The sequence below is a fragment of the Microbispora sp. NPDC049633 genome (assembly GCF_040675265.1).
Taxonomy (GTDB): Bacteria; Actinomycetota; Actinomycetes; order Streptosporangiales; family Streptosporangiaceae; genus Microbispora; species Microbispora maris.
Map to the genome: position 1 here is coordinate 1 of NZ_JBFAOO010000023.1, position 13,608 is coordinate 13,608.

Here is a 13,608-nt window from a genome sequence, read left to right on the forward strand (position 1 = left end):
CCGCGACCGCCGCGACCGGAGACGCCGCGGAGCCCGGCGGCCAGAACACCGCAGGGGGCGGCACGACCGGAGGTGCCGCGCAGCCCGGCGGCCAGAACACCGCGGGGAGCGCCGCGACAGGGGATGCAGCGCGGCCCGGCGGACAGGGCGCCCCCGTCACCCCGGGTGTCTTCCTGATGGGGGCCTGGGGCGTTCAGACGCCGTCCGTCATCACCCTCGACGCGTTCGGGAGAGGCACCCTCACTCTCTCGACAACCTCCGGAAAGCCCGTGAAATGGCGGATATCAGCTCCCGGCCTGGTGGTCGAGCCGTCCAGCGGAACGCTCAAGCCCGGGGATACCGACGTGCTCACCGTGCGCGCGCTGCGCGTCCGCTACTGGTGCGGGGCCCCCTCGCCCGTGACGGCGCCGCTCGAACTGCACGGCCCGAAGGGCAAGAAAGGCACCGCCACCGTGCGATGGAGCACCTGTTGATCGCCGCCCCCGTTTCCTTCCGTCCTCGGTGAAAGGACCCGACATGACAGAGATCCACACTTCGGTGCCTACTCCCGCCGAGCAGTTCCCGGAGAGCGTGCCTCTCACGGCCGAACACCTGTTGACCAACCGCCGTGTGGAGCCCACCGGCGGCTGGCGGCGGCTCGTCTACCAGCTCTCCGGCGGCCGGATCATTCCCTCGGAGTCGGCGGCGGAGATGGAGCGCCGCACGCTCATCGCGCAGGCCCAGACGCCCGTCGCCAGCGGTCACCACCGGATCGCGGTCATGAGCCTCAAGGGCGGGGTGGGGAAGACCACGACGACGGCGGCGCTGGGCAACACGCTCGCCTCGCTGCGCGGCGACCGGGTGATCGCCATCGACGCCAACCCCGACCGGGGAACGCTCGGCATCAAGGTCAAGTCGGAGACCGCGGCGACCATCCGGACCCTCCTGGCCGAGGCGCCGCACATCGTGCGGTACGCCGACGCCCGCGCGTTCACCTCGCAGTCGTCCGCGCGGCTGGAGGTGCTCGCCTCCGACACCGACCCGGCCGTCAGCGAGGCGTTCAACGCGGAGGACTACCGTACGGTCGCCAATCTGATCGAGCGCTACTACTCCATCTGCATCACCGACTGCGGCACCGGGCTCCTGCACGGCGCCATGGGCGCCACGCTGGAGCTCGCCGACCAGATCGTGCTGGTCACCATGGTCGCGGTGGACGGTGCGAGCTCGGCCGCCGCGACCCTCGACTGGCTCACCGCCCACGGGCACGGCCACCTCGTCAAGAACGCCATCGTCGTGCTGAACGCGGTCGAGCCCAAGTCGCACGTCGACGTCGACCTGCTCGAACGACACTTCTCCGGGCGTTGCCGCACGGTGGTGCGGGTGCCGTTCGACCCGCACCTGAAAGAGGGCGCGGAGGTCGACCTCGCCCGGCTGCGGCCCACGACCCGCGGGGCGTACCTGCGCCTCGCCGCGGCGGCCGGGCAGGCGTTCGGGCAGCGGCCGGACCGGAGCAAGTAATGGGACCGGTCATCCCCGATCCGGCGCTCGACTGGGACCTGGGACCACCGCGTCGGTGGGATCCCCGGCACCTGGTCGTCGCCATCGCGGGGGTCGTCACCGTGATCGCCGTGGCGGTGATCGTGCTGCAGACGCGGCAGACGGAGGCGCCGCCGTCCACGCCGATGCGTGTCGCGGCGCCGACCGTCGCGCTGGCGGCGCCCGCCGGGCACGAGGGCGACGGAGGCTATCCAGTCGGTTTCCCCCACAGCGAGATCGGGGCGGCGTCCGCGGCGGCCGCCGCGTTGGAGGCCGCCTGGACGCTCGACGTCGGCCAGGCCGAACAGGCGGCCGCGCTGTACGCCCCGCCGGACCAGCGCAAGGAGGCACGCGAGGGTGCGCGCGATGCCGTACGCGGCTGGCGGGAGACCCTCGGCCTGCCCGCCGAAGGCGACCTTCCCGCCGGGGCGGCGCTGCGGACGCAGACGATCGGCGTCCAATGGAAGGTCCGCTCCGAGGACCAGGTGCAGGTCTCCGTCCTGGTCCAGGTGACGGCGACCACGGGCGCCGGCGCCACCGGCCCCGTCTACTCCAGCCCCTACGCCATGAGCCTGCTCATGGCGTGGAGACCCGCTATGCGCGGGGCGGACAAGGGCGACTGGGTCAACATCCCCGACCCGACGCCTCCGTCCGTGCCCGCAGCCGCTCTCCCAGGGACGCCCGAGTTCGCCGCGGCGGGCTGGAAGTCCCTCATCGGTCCCCGGCCCACTCCCTAGATCGAGGAAGAGCCTCTCAATGACCCCCCGAATGTCCACCCGGCGCGCCACCCTGGTCTCCGGCCTGCTCCTGGCCGCGGTCTCCGCCACCGGCGGCGCCGTGGCCGCGCAGCCCTGGGCCGCCGTGGCCGAGCCCGGCTGGGACGCCCCTCCACCGGTAGAGGGCGCGGGTCCCATGGCCGCGCCCACCTCAAACGACTCCGCGGACGACTCCGCGGAGTCCTCGTCGTCCTCCTCGTCGTCCTCCTCGGATTCCGCGTCGGACTCCGGGTCGGACTCCGCGTCGGATTCCTCCCCGGGCGGCTCCGGGAACGCGCCGCACCAGGCCGCGCCCGACACGCAGACGGCGAACAAGGCAGGCCCCGGTTCGTCAGGTACGGTCCATCACTCGTCGGGCGACTCCGCTGGTGCGCCGGGTACGCCGCAGGACTCGTCCGGTGGTCCGGATGGTCCGTCCGGTCCGGCCCACGACCACTCCTCGGACGGCGCCGCCGACACACCCGACAGCGCTCCCGGCGGTGCTCCCGACAGCGCCGGAGACGCACCGGACGACGGCGCGAAGGCCTCGAACGACGAGGGGAACGGACCCGGCCCCGGTGCGAACGTGCCGAACGGCGCCGGGCCGGACTCCCAAGCGGCGAACAAGTCCGGCCCCGATTCCTCCGCCGGCTCGTCCGGCACCGTCCACGACTCCGCCGGTGGTCCCGGCGGCCCGTCGGGGAAGTCGCACGACTCCGGCGGATCCGCCGGAGTCCCCCTGAGCGCCGGTTCCGACGGCACCTCCACCCGGGACCGGACGGCCCACGCGTCGCACGATCGGGACGCCGGCGGCCGCAACCGCGACAGGAATGATCGGACGGCCCGCGACTCCCGTGATCGCACGCGTGACCATCACCGCACCAGAGGAGACCGGCCGGGCGGCGGTCCCCTGACGAAGGCCCAGCCGACGCCGAGCGGACAGGGAAAGCCGGGGCCGAACGGCGGGCCGGGCACCGCCACGACTCCGCAGCCGACGGCCGGCGGCGCGGCCACGGCGACTCCCGGCCAGAGCGGTCAGGGGGCGCCGCCGCCGACCGCGAGCAGCGGGCCCACCGCGACCGCGACCCCCGCATCGGCCGGGAGCGGCGCTCCCACGCCTGCGCCCAGCGGGGCCACCGCTGCGGCGACATCGCAGGCCACCCCGGCGGCGACCGTCGCGGTGAGCGTCTCGCCCGCGCCGGGCACCACGGCGAGCACTCAGCCGAGCCCCGCGGCCACCGACAAGCCGACCGACAAGCCGACCGACAAACCCACTGACAAACCCACGGGGAAGCCGACCGGCAAACCGACCGACAAACCGACGCAGAAGCCCACCGGGAAGCCGACCGACAAACCGACGGGGAAGCCCGGCGAGAAGCCGACGCAGAAGCCGACGGCCAAGTCCGCGCCGCAGCCGAAGACCACGGCCACAGCCAAGCCGACGCACAGGCCGGTGCAGCAGCCACCGCAGAAGCCGCCGCAGCCCAGGGCGAGCGCGGCCGTCACCTCGACCGCGCTCCCCACCGCCGCTCCGCCCACCAACCGGCCCACCACTCCGCCCGCCGTTCCCACGGCGTCGGGTGCGGCGCCCGGCACCGCGACATCGGCGCGGACGGCCTTCCCGGCCGTTACGCCGACGACGGATGTCACGGCCGCGCCGGCGCCTCCGGACGATTCGACGTGGGTGATCCCCGTGCCGTCGCTCACCGGCCGTGCCGTGGCGGCGCCTCCGGCGGCCGCACAGCCGCCGGCCGCACCCCTCGTGATCCCGGGATATGTGCCGTTGCCGCCGCTGGTCGCTCATGCGCAGCACCGCTGCGGGGACGACGGCACCGCCGACTGCTGGAGCCTGGCGCCCTGGCGGAGCCGTACGGCGGGGCACTCGCACGCCCTCCCCGGCGGCGAGCAGGCGGGCGGGACGGTGACGCCGCGATGGGCCTTCGCCCCGCCGAGCGTCAAGGCGGACGTGCCCGGCGGCCCGTCGGGCACGTCCGGCGCGACCAGGGCACCGTTCGCCGGATCGGTGTTCGCGGCGCAGGAACCGGCCGCGGACCGGGCCGGATGCTGGGCCTTCAGCCCTTCCGCGCACTGCGCGCGATGGGACTGACCGTTCGTAGCCGACCAGGTGTTACGCCGTCACCGTCCCGGGCACGCTGCTCCGCATGGAGCACATGGCGGAGGACCCGGCCACGGTGACGGCGGTCACCGTGACGCCCTGCGAGGACGGCCCGCTGCTGGTGCGCGGGCCGTTCACGCTGACGACGCAGGACGGGCGGCACATCGACCCGGGCAGGGCCACGGTCGCGCTGTGCCGCTGCGGCCGGTCCTCGACCAAGCCGTTCTGCGACGGCTCCCACAAGGTGGTCGGCTTCCGGGCGACGAGCGAACCCGACCCGCCCAGCTGACGGAAGCCGGAATCGAGGGAGCGGAGCGGACTTCGCGAGGACCGGAGCTTCCTTCCGGCGCAGTGACCGGGGCCCACCCAAGACTCGTAGTCGTCAGGCAGTGATGAGGATTGGCCCGTGGTGCTGAGTGATTGGGGCGGAGTGCCAAAGGCGTTGGTGGACCCGCCCAGTGCTTGTGGTCCTGGTTGATCTGCCCAAGGAATTTGAAGCCGATCAGGCCGACGTTGGTGGACCTTGCCAGGAAGGCGCGGCGGTCGGGGGTTCGGCGGTGAGTGCGCGGCGGCGGAGGCGGCGGGTCGAGTGGGCGGCGGTGCGCAGGCGGCGTCCGGCGTACGGCACGCCGCCGAGCAGGAACCTGGCGGTCAGGGCCGCCCAGCTGCAGGTGGCGCGTTCGAGGACCCAGACCGGGGCGAACAGGCTGGAGGTGGCGGGGAAGATCCGGCGGCCCCCGGCACGGCGGCGTCCGATCTCGGCCAGGCCGACCATCGCCGCGGCACCCGCTGCGATCAGCTCGGGCCGGCGCCGCCACAGAGCCACGCCCACGCAGGGAAGGACGGCGAGGAAGGCCGTCATCCGGGCGGGTTGTGCGAGGTCGTCGTACGCCTGCCGGATCCGCTGGGACCAGAACCGGCGGGCGTCGGGCGGCAGGCGCCGCACGTAGAGGTCGAGCGGGCGGACCTCGCGGCCGCCGTAAGCGCGGACGGTGCGGATGAGCTCCAGGTTCTCGAACAGCACGTCGCCGTCGTAGCCGCCCATCTTCTCGAACGTCGAACGGCGCACGCCGAAGGTCCCCGGGTAGTCCGCGCCGACGCCACGGTTGAGCAGGGTGCGGGCGCTGTCCCAGCGGGCGTGCCAGGGGAGCGGGTAAAAGTGGTTCTGCGGGCGGACGAGATCGGCGCGGCCGAGCAGGGCATGGACCCGGGCGAGCGCGTCCGCGTCGTAGCGCACGTCGTCGTCGGCGATGACGACGTGCTCGTTCCGGACGCGGCGCATGCCGCTCAGCACCCCCGCGACCTTGCCGTTCGCGACCGTCAGGTCGTCGTCGGGCCGCACGTGCTCGGCGATGCCGCGCCACTCACGCGCGTGCCGTTCGAACAGCGGAGACGGTGAACCATCGATCACCACGATCCGAGCATGCCGGGCAAGGCCGCGCAGATAACCGGTCAGCTCCGCGAGCCCCGCGTCGTCGTTCCAGCGCAGGGGCAGTACGTAGTCGATCTCCGGCGTGACCTGGCTCGGTTCTGCGGTGGCGGAGACGGACGGCGGCACGAGGCTGCCCGGTGCGGGCACGCGGGCGGGCGCGCCGGCCGGGTCGTCGCTTCGGCGGCCGAGTGTGCTCATGGGGTCGTCGCTCCGGCGGGCGGGCGCGTCGGCCGGGTCGTCGCTTCGGCGGCCGAGCGTGGTCATCGGGTCGTCACCTCGGCGTCCGCGTGCCACAGGGAGGTGCGCCCCTCCCTCCAGCGGCCCAGCAGGTGCTCCGCGAAGAGCCGGTCGAGGGTGAGCGCGCAGGCGGCGCCGTACAGGATGTCCCCGGCCAGGCCGGCATGCTCGGCGGCGAACGCGCCGCACATGTCGTGTGTGGCGATCTGCTCGTGTACGGCGTCGGCCTGCACGTGCTCGTCGTAGTAGCGGCGTACGCCGGCGTCCCCGCCCAGCCGCCGCAGGCCCTGGCTGTAGCGGCGGTTGGGGATCGACGAGGTCATCTCGAACGCCGCGAGGTGCCCGAGGAGCGCGGCCCGGTGGCGGCGGTGCAGCCCGAACAGCGACATGACGTTGCTGATCGCCAGCGTCACGCCGGGGACGCTGCCCAGGTAGGCGCCGTAGGCGTCGTCGAGGCCGAGCCCCCGCATGGTCGCGCGGAACAGTTCGGCGTGCATGCGTTCCGGCCTGCCCCCGCCGTACTCGTCGGACTGGATCTCCACGAGCGCGGCCTTCGGCCGGCCGAGCAGGCGCGGGATGCCCCAGGTGTGCGGGTCGGCCTCCTTGAGCTGGTAGATCGAGCGGTGGATCACGAACTCGCGGAACTGCTCCGCGTCGGCTCCGGCCCGCATGAACGCCGACAGCGAGGGGCCGTCGTCGGCCGCCACCAGCGCCGCCAGGGCGCGGGGCACCTCCCGCGGCGGCGGAGCGGGCGGGCGGGGCACGCGCCGGGCGAGCCAGCGCTCGAACCAGCGTTCCAGGCGCTCCCGCAGGGCCAGCACCGACGAATTCCACTCCCAACGGTCGTCGACGCCGTCGAAGCCCTGGTAGTGCAGCTCGTAAGAGGCGAACAGCGCGAGCTGGGCGTCCTCCTCGTCGAACGGGCCGCCGTACGGGACGGTGGGCGGTGGGGCGAAAGCGTGCGGCGGCCGGGCCAGCTCCGTGAAGAGCCGCTCGGTCAGCGGGCCTCGGGGCGCGGGCAACTGCATCAGCTCTCCAGCAGGCGGTAGACGGACACGTGGGCGCGGCTGTCGTCGGTGAACGGAGCGCAGGACCAGTCGGCCCAGCGGTGCTCCCGCTCCATCCCGGCGAGGCGGGCCATGAGATCCAGCTCGCACGGCCAGGCGTAGCGGTGGTCGGCCGGCAGCAGCCGCAGGCCGTCCGTGGTCATCCGCAGTTTCGTGGTGTGCATGAACTGCTCGGCCGGGCTCAGCCGGGCGGCCTCGACGACGACCTCGTCCTCGCCGAGCGACAGCAGCCGAAGCGCCGTCCGGTCCCGGAAGGCCGCCGGGTCCGGCACCCAGGTCTCGATCACGAAGCGTCCACCGGGCCGCAGGTGGGCGGCCGCGTTGCGGAAGCACCGCACCTGGGCGTCCTGGGAGGGCAGCGCGAAGACGGTGTTGAAGGCCAGCAGGACGAGCGCGAACCTTCCCTCGACGTTCACCTCGGAGAAGTCGCCCACGGTCACCGGGATGCGGTCTCCGCCGGTCTTGCCCCGCAGGACCGCCACCATGTCGGGGGACCCGTCGACACCTGCCACCGTCAGGCCGCGGGCGGCGAGGGGGAGCGCCAGCCTGCCGGTGCCGATCCCGAACTCCAGGACGGGCCCTCCCTGGGCCAGCCGGAAGACCCGCTCGACCGCCGGTCCGGTGGGCAGGTGCCCCATCATCTCGTCGTAGATGTCCGCGATGGTCCGCCCGTAAGCGGCCGCATCGAACTCCCCCATATGTTCCCCCCTGTGTCACGGGGGCCGCCCGGGCCTCCTGTCACGCCCCCAGGTCGCGGGCCACCGTGTCGAGCCGGTCCGCCAGCTCGCCGAGCCGCAGGTCGTCCACCGGTCCGTCCCCCACCAGGCTCTTCAGGTCGCGCCGGCTGGTGATCACCAGGCCCTCGGCCCGGTCCTCCGGCACGACCTCACACCGTCCGTCCACCAGCACCAGCGTCGCGTCGGGCGACGGCGACTCCAGCAGCGCACGGACCTCGTCCCGGCCGACGACACTCATGACGACTCCTCCGCTCCGATCGACTTCCTCCGCCTACCCCTGCCACCTGGCCGTACACGCCGCCGGTCACGGCGTGTCGGTGGGCAGCAGCGTGCCGAGGGGTCCCAGGTCGAGGTTGAGCTCGGACGGCGAGACGTCGAACCGCTCGCACAGCTCGGTCATGGCCTCCTCCAGGCGCATCAGCGTCACGCCCAGCGTCTCGACCTGCTCGTCCGACAGGTCGCCCTGGTCCATTCGCCGGATGGCCTGCCGTTCCACGAGCTGGCGCACCAGCTCGACGAGCGTCAGCACCAGGCGGCTCAGATCGCGCCGCACCGCGTCCGGGTCGGTGTTCAGCCGCCAGGGGCCCGCCCTCGCGGTCCCCGCGCTGTCCGTCCCGCTCGCGCTGTCCGCGCTGTCCGTCTCGGTCGGCGCGCCCACCCGCCACGGCCCCCGCGTGGTGTCCCACGCTCCGTTCCCGGTCTCACCACCGGCGCCGGTCATGCTCGCTCTCCCTCCTGGCGGGGCCGATATCGCCCGCTCTCCGGGTCCGGCTCGCCGAGCGGGTCGAACGGCTCGGTGCCGCGTACGGAGCCGAGCAGCGCCCGCAGGGAGATGCGGACGAGGTCGATGTCGGCGATCGACAGCACGATGTCACCAGTGATCACCACGCCGCCCGCGAGCAGCCGGTCGAGCAGGTCGACGAGCGCCACGCGCTCGGGCGGCAGGCGGCCTCCGGCGGTGAGGGAGGGCTCCCTCTGCCGCTCCGGCAGGTACGCCGGGGTGCCGCCGGGCGTCATCGCAGACCTCCGGCCCGGCCGGCCCCGAGGTCGATCGAGGTGAAGGAGTAGGGCGCCCACGGGCCGGTGAGTTCGACGTCCAGGAACCGGTCGCGGAAGCCGTCGAGCACGGCGGCGAACTCCTCCTCGCGGGCAGGGTCCACCAGATAGGCGCCGTTGAGCACCATCGCCTCGCTTCGCCCGGACAACTGGGGGTCCTGCGGGCGGTGGCGGAGGCTCGCCACCGCGAACCGGCCCAGCTCGGCGTGCAGGTGCTCGGCCCGCTCGGCCGCCGCGCGCCACAGGTCCTCCCGGCCACGCAGGTTCTCCTTCTTCCGGCGCAGGTACGCCATGCCGGGGCTGTCGCCGCCGGCCGTGGCGGTGGCCGTGGTCGTGGCCGTGGCTGTGGTCGTGGCGGGAGGCACCGGTGCGGGCTGCGGCGTCTGCCTGCGCAGGTACGCCTTGACGCCCCACTCCCGCCGCCCCGCGACCCGCGACAGGATCGCGGCGAAGTCGTCGTGCCGCCGGTCGAGCAGGTCGCGGACCTGCTCCTCGCCGGTGTAGACGGTCACGAGGCGCACGGGGGCCGTCGGCCCGGCCGCCGCCAGCGCCTCGACGACCCGGTGGTGGGCGCGGGCGACTCCCTCCACCCAGTCGAGGTCCTCCAGCGAGCGGCGCAGCGGTTCCTCCCCGAACCGGTCGAGGGGCACGTCGCTGACATGGGCCACGAGCCCGCCGTGGGAGACGGGCCGGACCACCCCGTCCAGCACGCCACGCAGGTCACGAGGGGGCTCCCTGCCGGGCGTCACCGCGTACAGGTAGACCCCCTGTCCGCGAGCGTCCATGTGGATCTCACTCATAACCCGGCTCCGATCCGGGGGGACGGCCGAGCCGCCTGTCGCGGGCCTCGGCCTGGCGGTCGCCCCGCCGCTCACCCGCACCACGTTCACCCGCCCGTTCACCCGCCCGTTCACCCGCACGCTCGCCCGCAGGCCCGCCCGCTTCGAGCTCCGTCCGCTCCTCCCAGGCGAGCAGGCGCTCCTCGACCGCGTTCAGGCGCTCGCGCAGCCGCCGGTTCTCCTCGACCAGTTCGCGGTCCTTGCCGCTGAGCCACGGGTCGCGCTCCCACCAGTCGATGCCGATCTCCCGCGCGGTGTCCACCGAGGCGATGACCAGCCGCAGCTTGATGGTCAGCAGTTCGATCTCCAGCAGGTTCACCCGGATGTCGCCGGCGATCACGATGCCCCGGTCGAGCACGCGCTCCAGGATGTCGCCCAGGTTGGTCGACTCCCGGCCCATCACGGGCGTCGGTGCGTACGACTCACGCAGGACGGGACGCGAGCGGGGATCGGTCATAGCCCACCGCCGTAGGCGCCCGAGCCGCGCCGGTAGGTCCGGGTGCGCCGGTAGGACGTGAGGTTGCCCTCGTCGTCCACCTGGCACTCGTAGATCGACAGCATGTCGCTGGTGGACGGGATCCTGCGGTCCTCGACGACCTCGACGTCCACCAGCCAGCCGTTCTCCACGGGTTCCACCGACGTGACACCCTCGGTTTCCTTGGAAGTCAGGTCCGCGATGTAACGCAGGCCGAGCCGGCCGGCGGACACCGCGTTCAGCGCGGCCCTGCGCCGGCGCGGCTCGGCCCCGCGCTCGTCCTCGTCGCCCGCGGACTCGTCGTACGGCCCGTCCTCCCCGGCGGGCACGCCGGAGGAGGCCCGCCGCCGGTACGGCGCGGCGTCCTCGTCATAGCGGGCTCTCCGCCGGGGAGGCATGGACGATCACCCCCTCCGCGGGCCGCTCATGAGTCTGAGGATCTCCTCCACGGCCTGGGCCTCCTCCTCTTCGGAGATCTGGCCCGAGCGCCGGGCCTCCTCAATGGCCTCCAGCCGCCGCCGGACCGCGGCGGGGTCCCTCAGCTCATGCTCGACCTGCTTCTGGATCAGCTCACCCAGCCGGATCACGCCGTGGACCGGGGCGAGCGGCCAGGTGAACAGCGCACTGATCAGTCCCACGGCGGCCTCCCCTCATGAGTCAGGTGGTGACGAAGTCGTACGGCGCCATCGGCCCGAGCAGGCGGACCTCGACCCGGTCGCCCCACTCGGAGCGCAACTCCCCGACGGCGCGTTCGAAGTCGGTCTGGCGGTCGTTCTCGACGAGGAACGCGACGTGCGCGGCGTCCCGCTCGTGACTGGGGTCGCGGACGACCACGCCGGCGGTGAAGGGCTCGAAGCGTTCGACGACGGCCTGCGTGTCGGCCTCCCGCTTCGCGGCGATGATCTGCGTGATCAGCTCGCCGAGCCGGATCCGTTCGTTGCGGGTCACCTCTTCCGGCAACTGCCTGATCCGATCGCGCAACTGTCTGGCCTCGGCGTTCTCCGTCAGCACCTCGACCAGCACCGGCTGCTCGGCGTACCGCGCCTTGAGGACGAACTGGGCGCGCCCCTCGATCTGCTTGAGGGCGGCCGCGAACGAGTCGTGGTGCGGGGCGAGCAGTTCCTCCACGACCGCCTCGGGCGTGGTCATCACCGCGCCGAACCGCAGGGGGAGCACGGGGACCTCGGCCGCGGCCTCGTCGAGCAGCTGCTCATGGGCCACCAGGTCCTGTGCGCGGCCGAGGGGACGGTCCACGTCCACGTCGCTCACCAGGGCGGCGATCTCGCCGTGGCGGATGATCGTGACCCGGCCGGGGGGCTCGCCCACGCCGACGGCGTCCTCGCTGATCTCCACGTCCTCGGGAAGGATGCCGTAGACGTAGCACGCGGTGTCGGGCCGGGCGGCTTCGGCCCGGTCGCCCGCCCCGGACTGCTTGATGGAGCCCGACATCTCAGTCATCCTCCCGTCGACGACGGCGGGTACGCGGGGCGGGTTCCTCCTCCGCGTAGCTCGCCAACATGTCCTGCAGCTTCTCCCCGGCCGCCTCCAGCACGCCCTGGGCCACGCCCTTGGACTTGCCGCGAGCGATGCTCTGGGGCGCGCTCGACAGGAGGTCGGGCAGCCCCTGCTGCTGGGATGCCAGGTCCAGCCGGTTCACCGCCTCGGCGAAACGGAGGTAGGTGTCGACGCTCGCGACGACGACGCGTACGTCGATGGTGAGAATCTCGATGCCGACCAGTGAAACCCGTACGTAGGCGTCGATCACGAGGCCCTTGTCCAGGATCGTGTCAATGACGTCGGCCAGGCCCGATCCCGATGACCGGCCCGGCAGTCCGCCGCCACCCGCTGGTGGAACGGCTACCGTCATGCGTTTCCCCTCCTCGGTTGTGTGATGTCTGCGATCATCGGCCGTCGCCGCCGCTCGTATCCGCTACTGCGAGGGCCGGCGGCGCCGGATCAGCGGACGGCGCGCCGGCTTCCGCCGCTCGCCCGTCTCCCCGGTTTCCTCGGTTTCCTCGTCCCCGCGCGTCTGCCCGCCCGGCTCCTCGGCTTCCTCGTTCCCGCGCGTCTGCTCGCCCCTGCGGGGCTCGTCGCCGCGGCCCTGCCCGGCCTCCGCTTCGCGCCGCCGGTCCGGTGCCCGCGTGCCGCGCTGCTCGCGCTCGGCCTCGCGGCTGCGGGTGGCCGACCCGCCTTGTCCGCCGGTCGCGGCGCCCGCGTAGGCGGGCCTGCGTGCCCGCCCGGGCTCCTCTTCCTCTTGCTCTTCCTCCTCCTCTTCCTCGTACGGCTCCTCCTCGTACGGCTCCTCTTCTTCGGCCTGCTCCTCGAACTCCTCGGGCTCCTCGGGCTCCTCGGGCTCCTCGTACTCCTCGGCCTCCTCGGGGCCCTCCTCGCGCTCGCGCTCCTCGCGCAGCGCCGTCTCGTGGTCCTTGACGACCTGGCTGTCGCGGATCTCGCCCCGCCAGCCCTCGATGCCGTCGGGGTTCAGCAAGGCGTTGGTCATGACGTGCCGTCTGAAGTGCTTGAACTCGAGCCGGACCCGGCGGCCCTGGGCGCGCCAGAGGTTGCCGATGCGCTCGAAGAGACCCTGCGGGTGATACTCGACGACGAGGAGCACCCGGGTCATTTCGGGGGTGACCTCGTGGAAGGTCACCGCGCCGTCCGGGAAGCCCTTCGGCCCCTGCGAGCGCCAGACGATCCTGCTGTCGGGGACCTGCTCGATGATGGTCGACTCCCACGTGCGGTGGGACCAGAAGACCTGGGCCTTCCACCCGAGCTTCTCGTCGGACTTCTGCTCGACGGTCCCGACCTTCTTCATAAAGCTCGGCCAGTCCTCGAACTGCGTCCACTGGTTGTAGACCAGGCGGATGGGCGCGCCGACGTCGAGCGACTCGACGATGTTGGTGACCTTGAGCTTCTTGCCCTTACGGCCCTTGCCCCCGCCGCCGCCGCCGAACAGGCCCTTGATCTTCTCTTTTCCGTACGCCATGAGGGCCGCGCGTACGGGGTGACCGCCCCCGCCGTCCTCGGTGAGCGCGCTGAGCAGGCCGCCCCCGCCCGTCGCGCCGAGCCGGTCGGCGACCGTCTTGAGCAGCGTGCGGGCGTCCCGGCCGCCGGTGAGGCCGCCGAGCACCCCGCCGAGCACGTTCCGTCCGCCGCCCTCCTTGCCGGTGAGCGCGCTGAACAGCCCCGAGCCGCCGTGTTCCACATAGTCGGTGAGACGGCCGGCCAGGCCGTCGATCTTGTCGGCGACCCGGGACAGGGCGCGTTCCGCGACAGCCGTGGCGAGGTTCTGGAACTCCTGCCCGAGCCGCTGGGTGGGCAGCGTCCCCTCGTCGGGCGCCCGCGTGCCCTGGTCGCGTTCCCGCGTCTGTTCGGTCAT

20 protein-coding genes and 1 pseudogene are annotated in these 13,608 nt (G+C 73.1%); 6 read left to right on the forward strand and 15 right to left on the reverse strand.

The annotated features are described in order from the left end of the window. From AB0J39_RS08785 to AB0J39_RS08795, 3 genes are all read left to right on the forward strand, one after another. Nucleotides 1-473 (forward strand): hypothetical protein (locus AB0J39_RS08785; RefSeq protein ID WP_363462820.1); only part of this gene is annotated, 473 nt, incomplete at its 5' end. 43 nt (nucleotides 474-516) lie between these two features. Then, the gene (locus tag AB0J39_RS08790; protein WP_363462821.1) at nucleotides 517-1,497 is read left to right on the forward strand and encodes a MinD/ParA family protein; all 981 of its coding nucleotides are present in this window, start codon (nucleotides 517-519) and stop codon (nucleotides 1,495-1,497) included. Then, nucleotides 1,497-2,252 (forward strand): hypothetical protein, encoded by a 756-nt coding sequence (locus tag AB0J39_RS08795; RefSeq protein WP_363462822.1) that lies wholly within the window; start codon nucleotides 1,497-1,499, stop codon nucleotides 2,250-2,252. The genes AB0J39_RS08790 and AB0J39_RS08795 overlap by 1 nt, the downstream gene beginning before the upstream one ends. 891 nt (nucleotides 2,253-3,143) lie before the next feature. Here the strand turns inward: AB0J39_RS08795 and AB0J39_RS08800 are convergent. Beyond that, a complete protein-coding gene (locus AB0J39_RS08800; protein ID WP_363462876.1) occupies nucleotides 3,144-3,284 on the reverse strand; it encodes a hypothetical protein in 141 nt (46 codons plus the stop codon). 21 nt (nucleotides 3,285-3,305) lie between these two features. Beyond that, entirely contained in the window at nucleotides 3,306-3,488 is a 183-nt protein-coding gene (locus AB0J39_RS08805) for a hypothetical protein (protein ID WP_363462877.1), read from the reverse strand. Here AB0J39_RS08805 and AB0J39_RS08810 point away from each other — a divergent pair. From AB0J39_RS08810 to AB0J39_RS08820, 3 genes and pseudogenes are all read left to right on the forward strand, one after another. After that, nucleotides 3,451-3,621 (forward strand): annotated as a pseudogene (locus AB0J39_RS08810) (PT domain-containing protein); the annotation flags it as partial. The gene AB0J39_RS08805 and the pseudogene AB0J39_RS08810 sit on opposite strands and share 38 nt — an antisense overlap. Before the next feature lie 342 nt (nucleotides 3,622-3,963). Continuing rightward, nucleotides 3,964-4,377, forward strand: a complete 414-nt coding sequence (locus AB0J39_RS08815) for a hypothetical protein (protein WP_363462878.1) — start codon at nucleotides 3,964-3,966, stop codon at nucleotides 4,375-4,377. Nucleotides 4,378-4,432: 55 nt separating this feature from the next. Further along, complete coding sequence (locus AB0J39_RS08820) at nucleotides 4,433-4,675, forward strand: CDGSH iron-sulfur domain-containing protein (protein WP_363462823.1); 243 nt, start codon at nucleotides 4,433-4,435, stop codon at nucleotides 4,673-4,675. 213 nt (nucleotides 4,676-4,888) lie between these two features. Here the strand turns inward: AB0J39_RS08820 and AB0J39_RS08825 are convergent, their stop codons facing one another. The 13 genes from AB0J39_RS08825 to AB0J39_RS08885 form a co-directional block, all read right to left on the reverse strand. Then, nucleotides 4,889-6,082, reverse strand: coding sequence for a glycosyltransferase family 2 protein (locus AB0J39_RS08825; protein WP_363462824.1), 1,194 nt, complete (start codon nucleotides 6,080-6,082; stop codon nucleotides 4,889-4,891). Then, nucleotides 6,079-7,083 carry an iron-containing redox enzyme family protein gene (locus tag AB0J39_RS08830; protein ID WP_363462825.1) on the reverse strand — a complete coding sequence of 335 codons (1,005 nt, stop codon included), beginning with the start codon at nucleotides 7,081-7,083 and terminating at the stop codon, nucleotides 6,079-6,081. Before AB0J39_RS08830 ends, AB0J39_RS08825 begins: the two co-directional genes overlap by 4 nt. Next, nucleotides 7,083-7,820: a class I SAM-dependent methyltransferase gene (locus tag AB0J39_RS08835; RefSeq protein WP_363462826.1), complete on the reverse strand. Its 738-nt coding sequence runs from the start codon at nucleotides 7,818-7,820 to the stop codon at nucleotides 7,083-7,085. Before AB0J39_RS08835 ends, AB0J39_RS08830 begins: the two co-directional genes overlap by 1 nt. Nucleotides 7,821-7,860: 40 nt before the next feature. Then, entirely contained in the window at nucleotides 7,861-8,097 is a 237-nt protein-coding gene (locus tag AB0J39_RS08840; RefSeq protein ID WP_363462827.1) for a hypothetical protein, read from the reverse strand. 66 nt (nucleotides 8,098-8,163) lie between these two features. Next, the gene (locus tag AB0J39_RS08845; protein WP_363462828.1) at nucleotides 8,164-8,580 is read right to left on the reverse strand and encodes a gas vesicle protein K; all 417 of its coding nucleotides are present in this window, start codon (nucleotides 8,578-8,580) and stop codon (nucleotides 8,164-8,166) included. Further along, complete coding sequence (locus AB0J39_RS08850) at nucleotides 8,577-8,876, reverse strand: gas vesicle protein (protein WP_363462829.1); 300 nt, start codon at nucleotides 8,874-8,876, stop codon at nucleotides 8,577-8,579. Before AB0J39_RS08850 ends, AB0J39_RS08845 begins: the two co-directional genes overlap by 4 nt. Next, a complete protein-coding gene (locus AB0J39_RS08855; protein ID WP_363462830.1) occupies nucleotides 8,873-9,700 on the reverse strand; it encodes a GvpL/GvpF family gas vesicle protein in 828 nt (275 codons plus the stop codon). The genes AB0J39_RS08850 and AB0J39_RS08855 overlap by 4 nt, the downstream gene beginning before the upstream one ends. Nucleotides 9,701-9,707: 7 nt before the next feature. Beyond that, complete coding sequence (locus AB0J39_RS08860; protein ID WP_363462831.1) at nucleotides 9,708-10,211, reverse strand: gas vesicle protein; 504 nt, start codon at nucleotides 10,209-10,211, stop codon at nucleotides 9,708-9,710. Further along, entirely contained in the window at nucleotides 10,208-10,627 is a 420-nt protein-coding gene (gvpO, locus tag AB0J39_RS08865) for a gas vesicle protein GvpO (protein ID WP_363462832.1), read from the reverse strand. The genes AB0J39_RS08860 and gvpO overlap by 4 nt, the downstream gene beginning before the upstream one ends. A gap of 6 nt (nucleotides 10,628-10,633) precedes the next feature. Continuing rightward, nucleotides 10,634-10,867, reverse strand: coding sequence for a gas vesicle protein GvpG (locus AB0J39_RS08870; protein WP_169981626.1), 234 nt, complete (start codon nucleotides 10,865-10,867; stop codon nucleotides 10,634-10,636). Between the two features lie 19 nt (nucleotides 10,868-10,886). Next, nucleotides 10,887-11,678, reverse strand: coding sequence for a GvpL/GvpF family gas vesicle protein (locus AB0J39_RS08875; RefSeq protein ID WP_363462833.1), 792 nt, complete (start codon nucleotides 11,676-11,678; stop codon nucleotides 10,887-10,889). 1 nt (nucleotide 11,679) lies between these two features. Further along, nucleotides 11,680-12,096: a gas vesicle protein GvpJ gene (gene gvpJ / locus AB0J39_RS08880; protein ID WP_346225314.1), complete on the reverse strand. Its 417-nt coding sequence runs from the start codon at nucleotides 12,094-12,096 to the stop codon at nucleotides 11,680-11,682. A 63-nt stretch (nucleotides 12,097-12,159) separates the two neighbouring features. Further along, nucleotides 12,160-13,608: an SRPBCC family protein gene (locus tag AB0J39_RS08885; RefSeq protein ID WP_363462834.1), complete on the reverse strand. Its 1,449-nt coding sequence runs from the start codon at nucleotides 13,606-13,608 to the stop codon at nucleotides 12,160-12,162.

Excerpts from the sequence above, each read along its gene's own strand:
- AB0J39_RS08790 (WP_363462821.1), top strand. The coding sequence starts at position 517 with ATGACAGAGATCCACACTTCGGTGCCTACTCCCGCCGAGCAGTTCCCG.
- AB0J39_RS08795 (WP_363462822.1), top strand. The coding sequence starts at position 1,497 with ATGGGACCGGTCATCCCCGATCCGGCGCTCGACTGGGACCTGGGACCA.
- AB0J39_RS08820 (WP_363462823.1), top strand. The coding sequence starts at position 4,433 with ATGGAGCACATGGCGGAGGACCCGGCCACGGTGACGGCGGTCACCGTG.
- AB0J39_RS08825 (WP_363462824.1), bottom strand. The coding sequence starts at position 6,082 with ATGACCACGCTCGGCCGCCGAAGCGACGACCCGGCCGACGCGCCCGCC.
- AB0J39_RS08830 (WP_363462825.1), bottom strand. The coding sequence starts at position 7,083 with ATGCAGTTGCCCGCGCCCCGAGGCCCGCTGACCGAGCGGCTCTTCACG.
- AB0J39_RS08835 (WP_363462826.1), bottom strand. The coding sequence starts at position 7,820 with ATGGGGGAGTTCGATGCGGCCGCTTACGGGCGGACCATCGCGGACATC.
- AB0J39_RS08840 (WP_363462827.1), bottom strand. The coding sequence starts at position 8,097 with ATGAGTGTCGTCGGCCGGGACGAGGTCCGTGCGCTGCTGGAGTCGCCG.
- AB0J39_RS08845 (WP_363462828.1), bottom strand. The coding sequence starts at position 8,580 with ATGACCGGCGCCGGTGGTGAGACCGGGAACGGAGCGTGGGACACCACG.
- AB0J39_RS08850 (WP_363462829.1), bottom strand. The coding sequence starts at position 8,876 with ATGACGCCCGGCGGCACCCCGGCGTACCTGCCGGAGCGGCAGAGGGAG.
- AB0J39_RS08855 (WP_363462830.1), bottom strand. The coding sequence starts at position 9,700 with ATGGACGCTCGCGGACAGGGGGTCTACCTGTACGCGGTGACGCCCGGC.
- AB0J39_RS08860 (WP_363462831.1), bottom strand. The coding sequence starts at position 10,211 with ATGACCGATCCCCGCTCGCGTCCCGTCCTGCGTGAGTCGTACGCACCG.
- gvpO (WP_363462832.1), bottom strand. The coding sequence starts at position 10,627 with ATGCCTCCCCGGCGGAGAGCCCGCTATGACGAGGACGCCGCGCCGTAC.
- AB0J39_RS08875 (WP_363462833.1), bottom strand. The coding sequence starts at position 11,678 with ATGTCGGGCTCCATCAAGCAGTCCGGGGCGGGCGACCGGGCCGAAGCC.
- gvpJ (WP_346225314.1), bottom strand. The coding sequence starts at position 12,096 with ATGACGGTAGCCGTTCCACCAGCGGGTGGCGGCGGACTGCCGGGCCGG.
- AB0J39_RS08885 (WP_363462834.1), bottom strand. The coding sequence starts at position 13,608 with ATGACCGAACAGACGCGGGAACGCGACCAGGGCACGCGGGCGCCCGAC.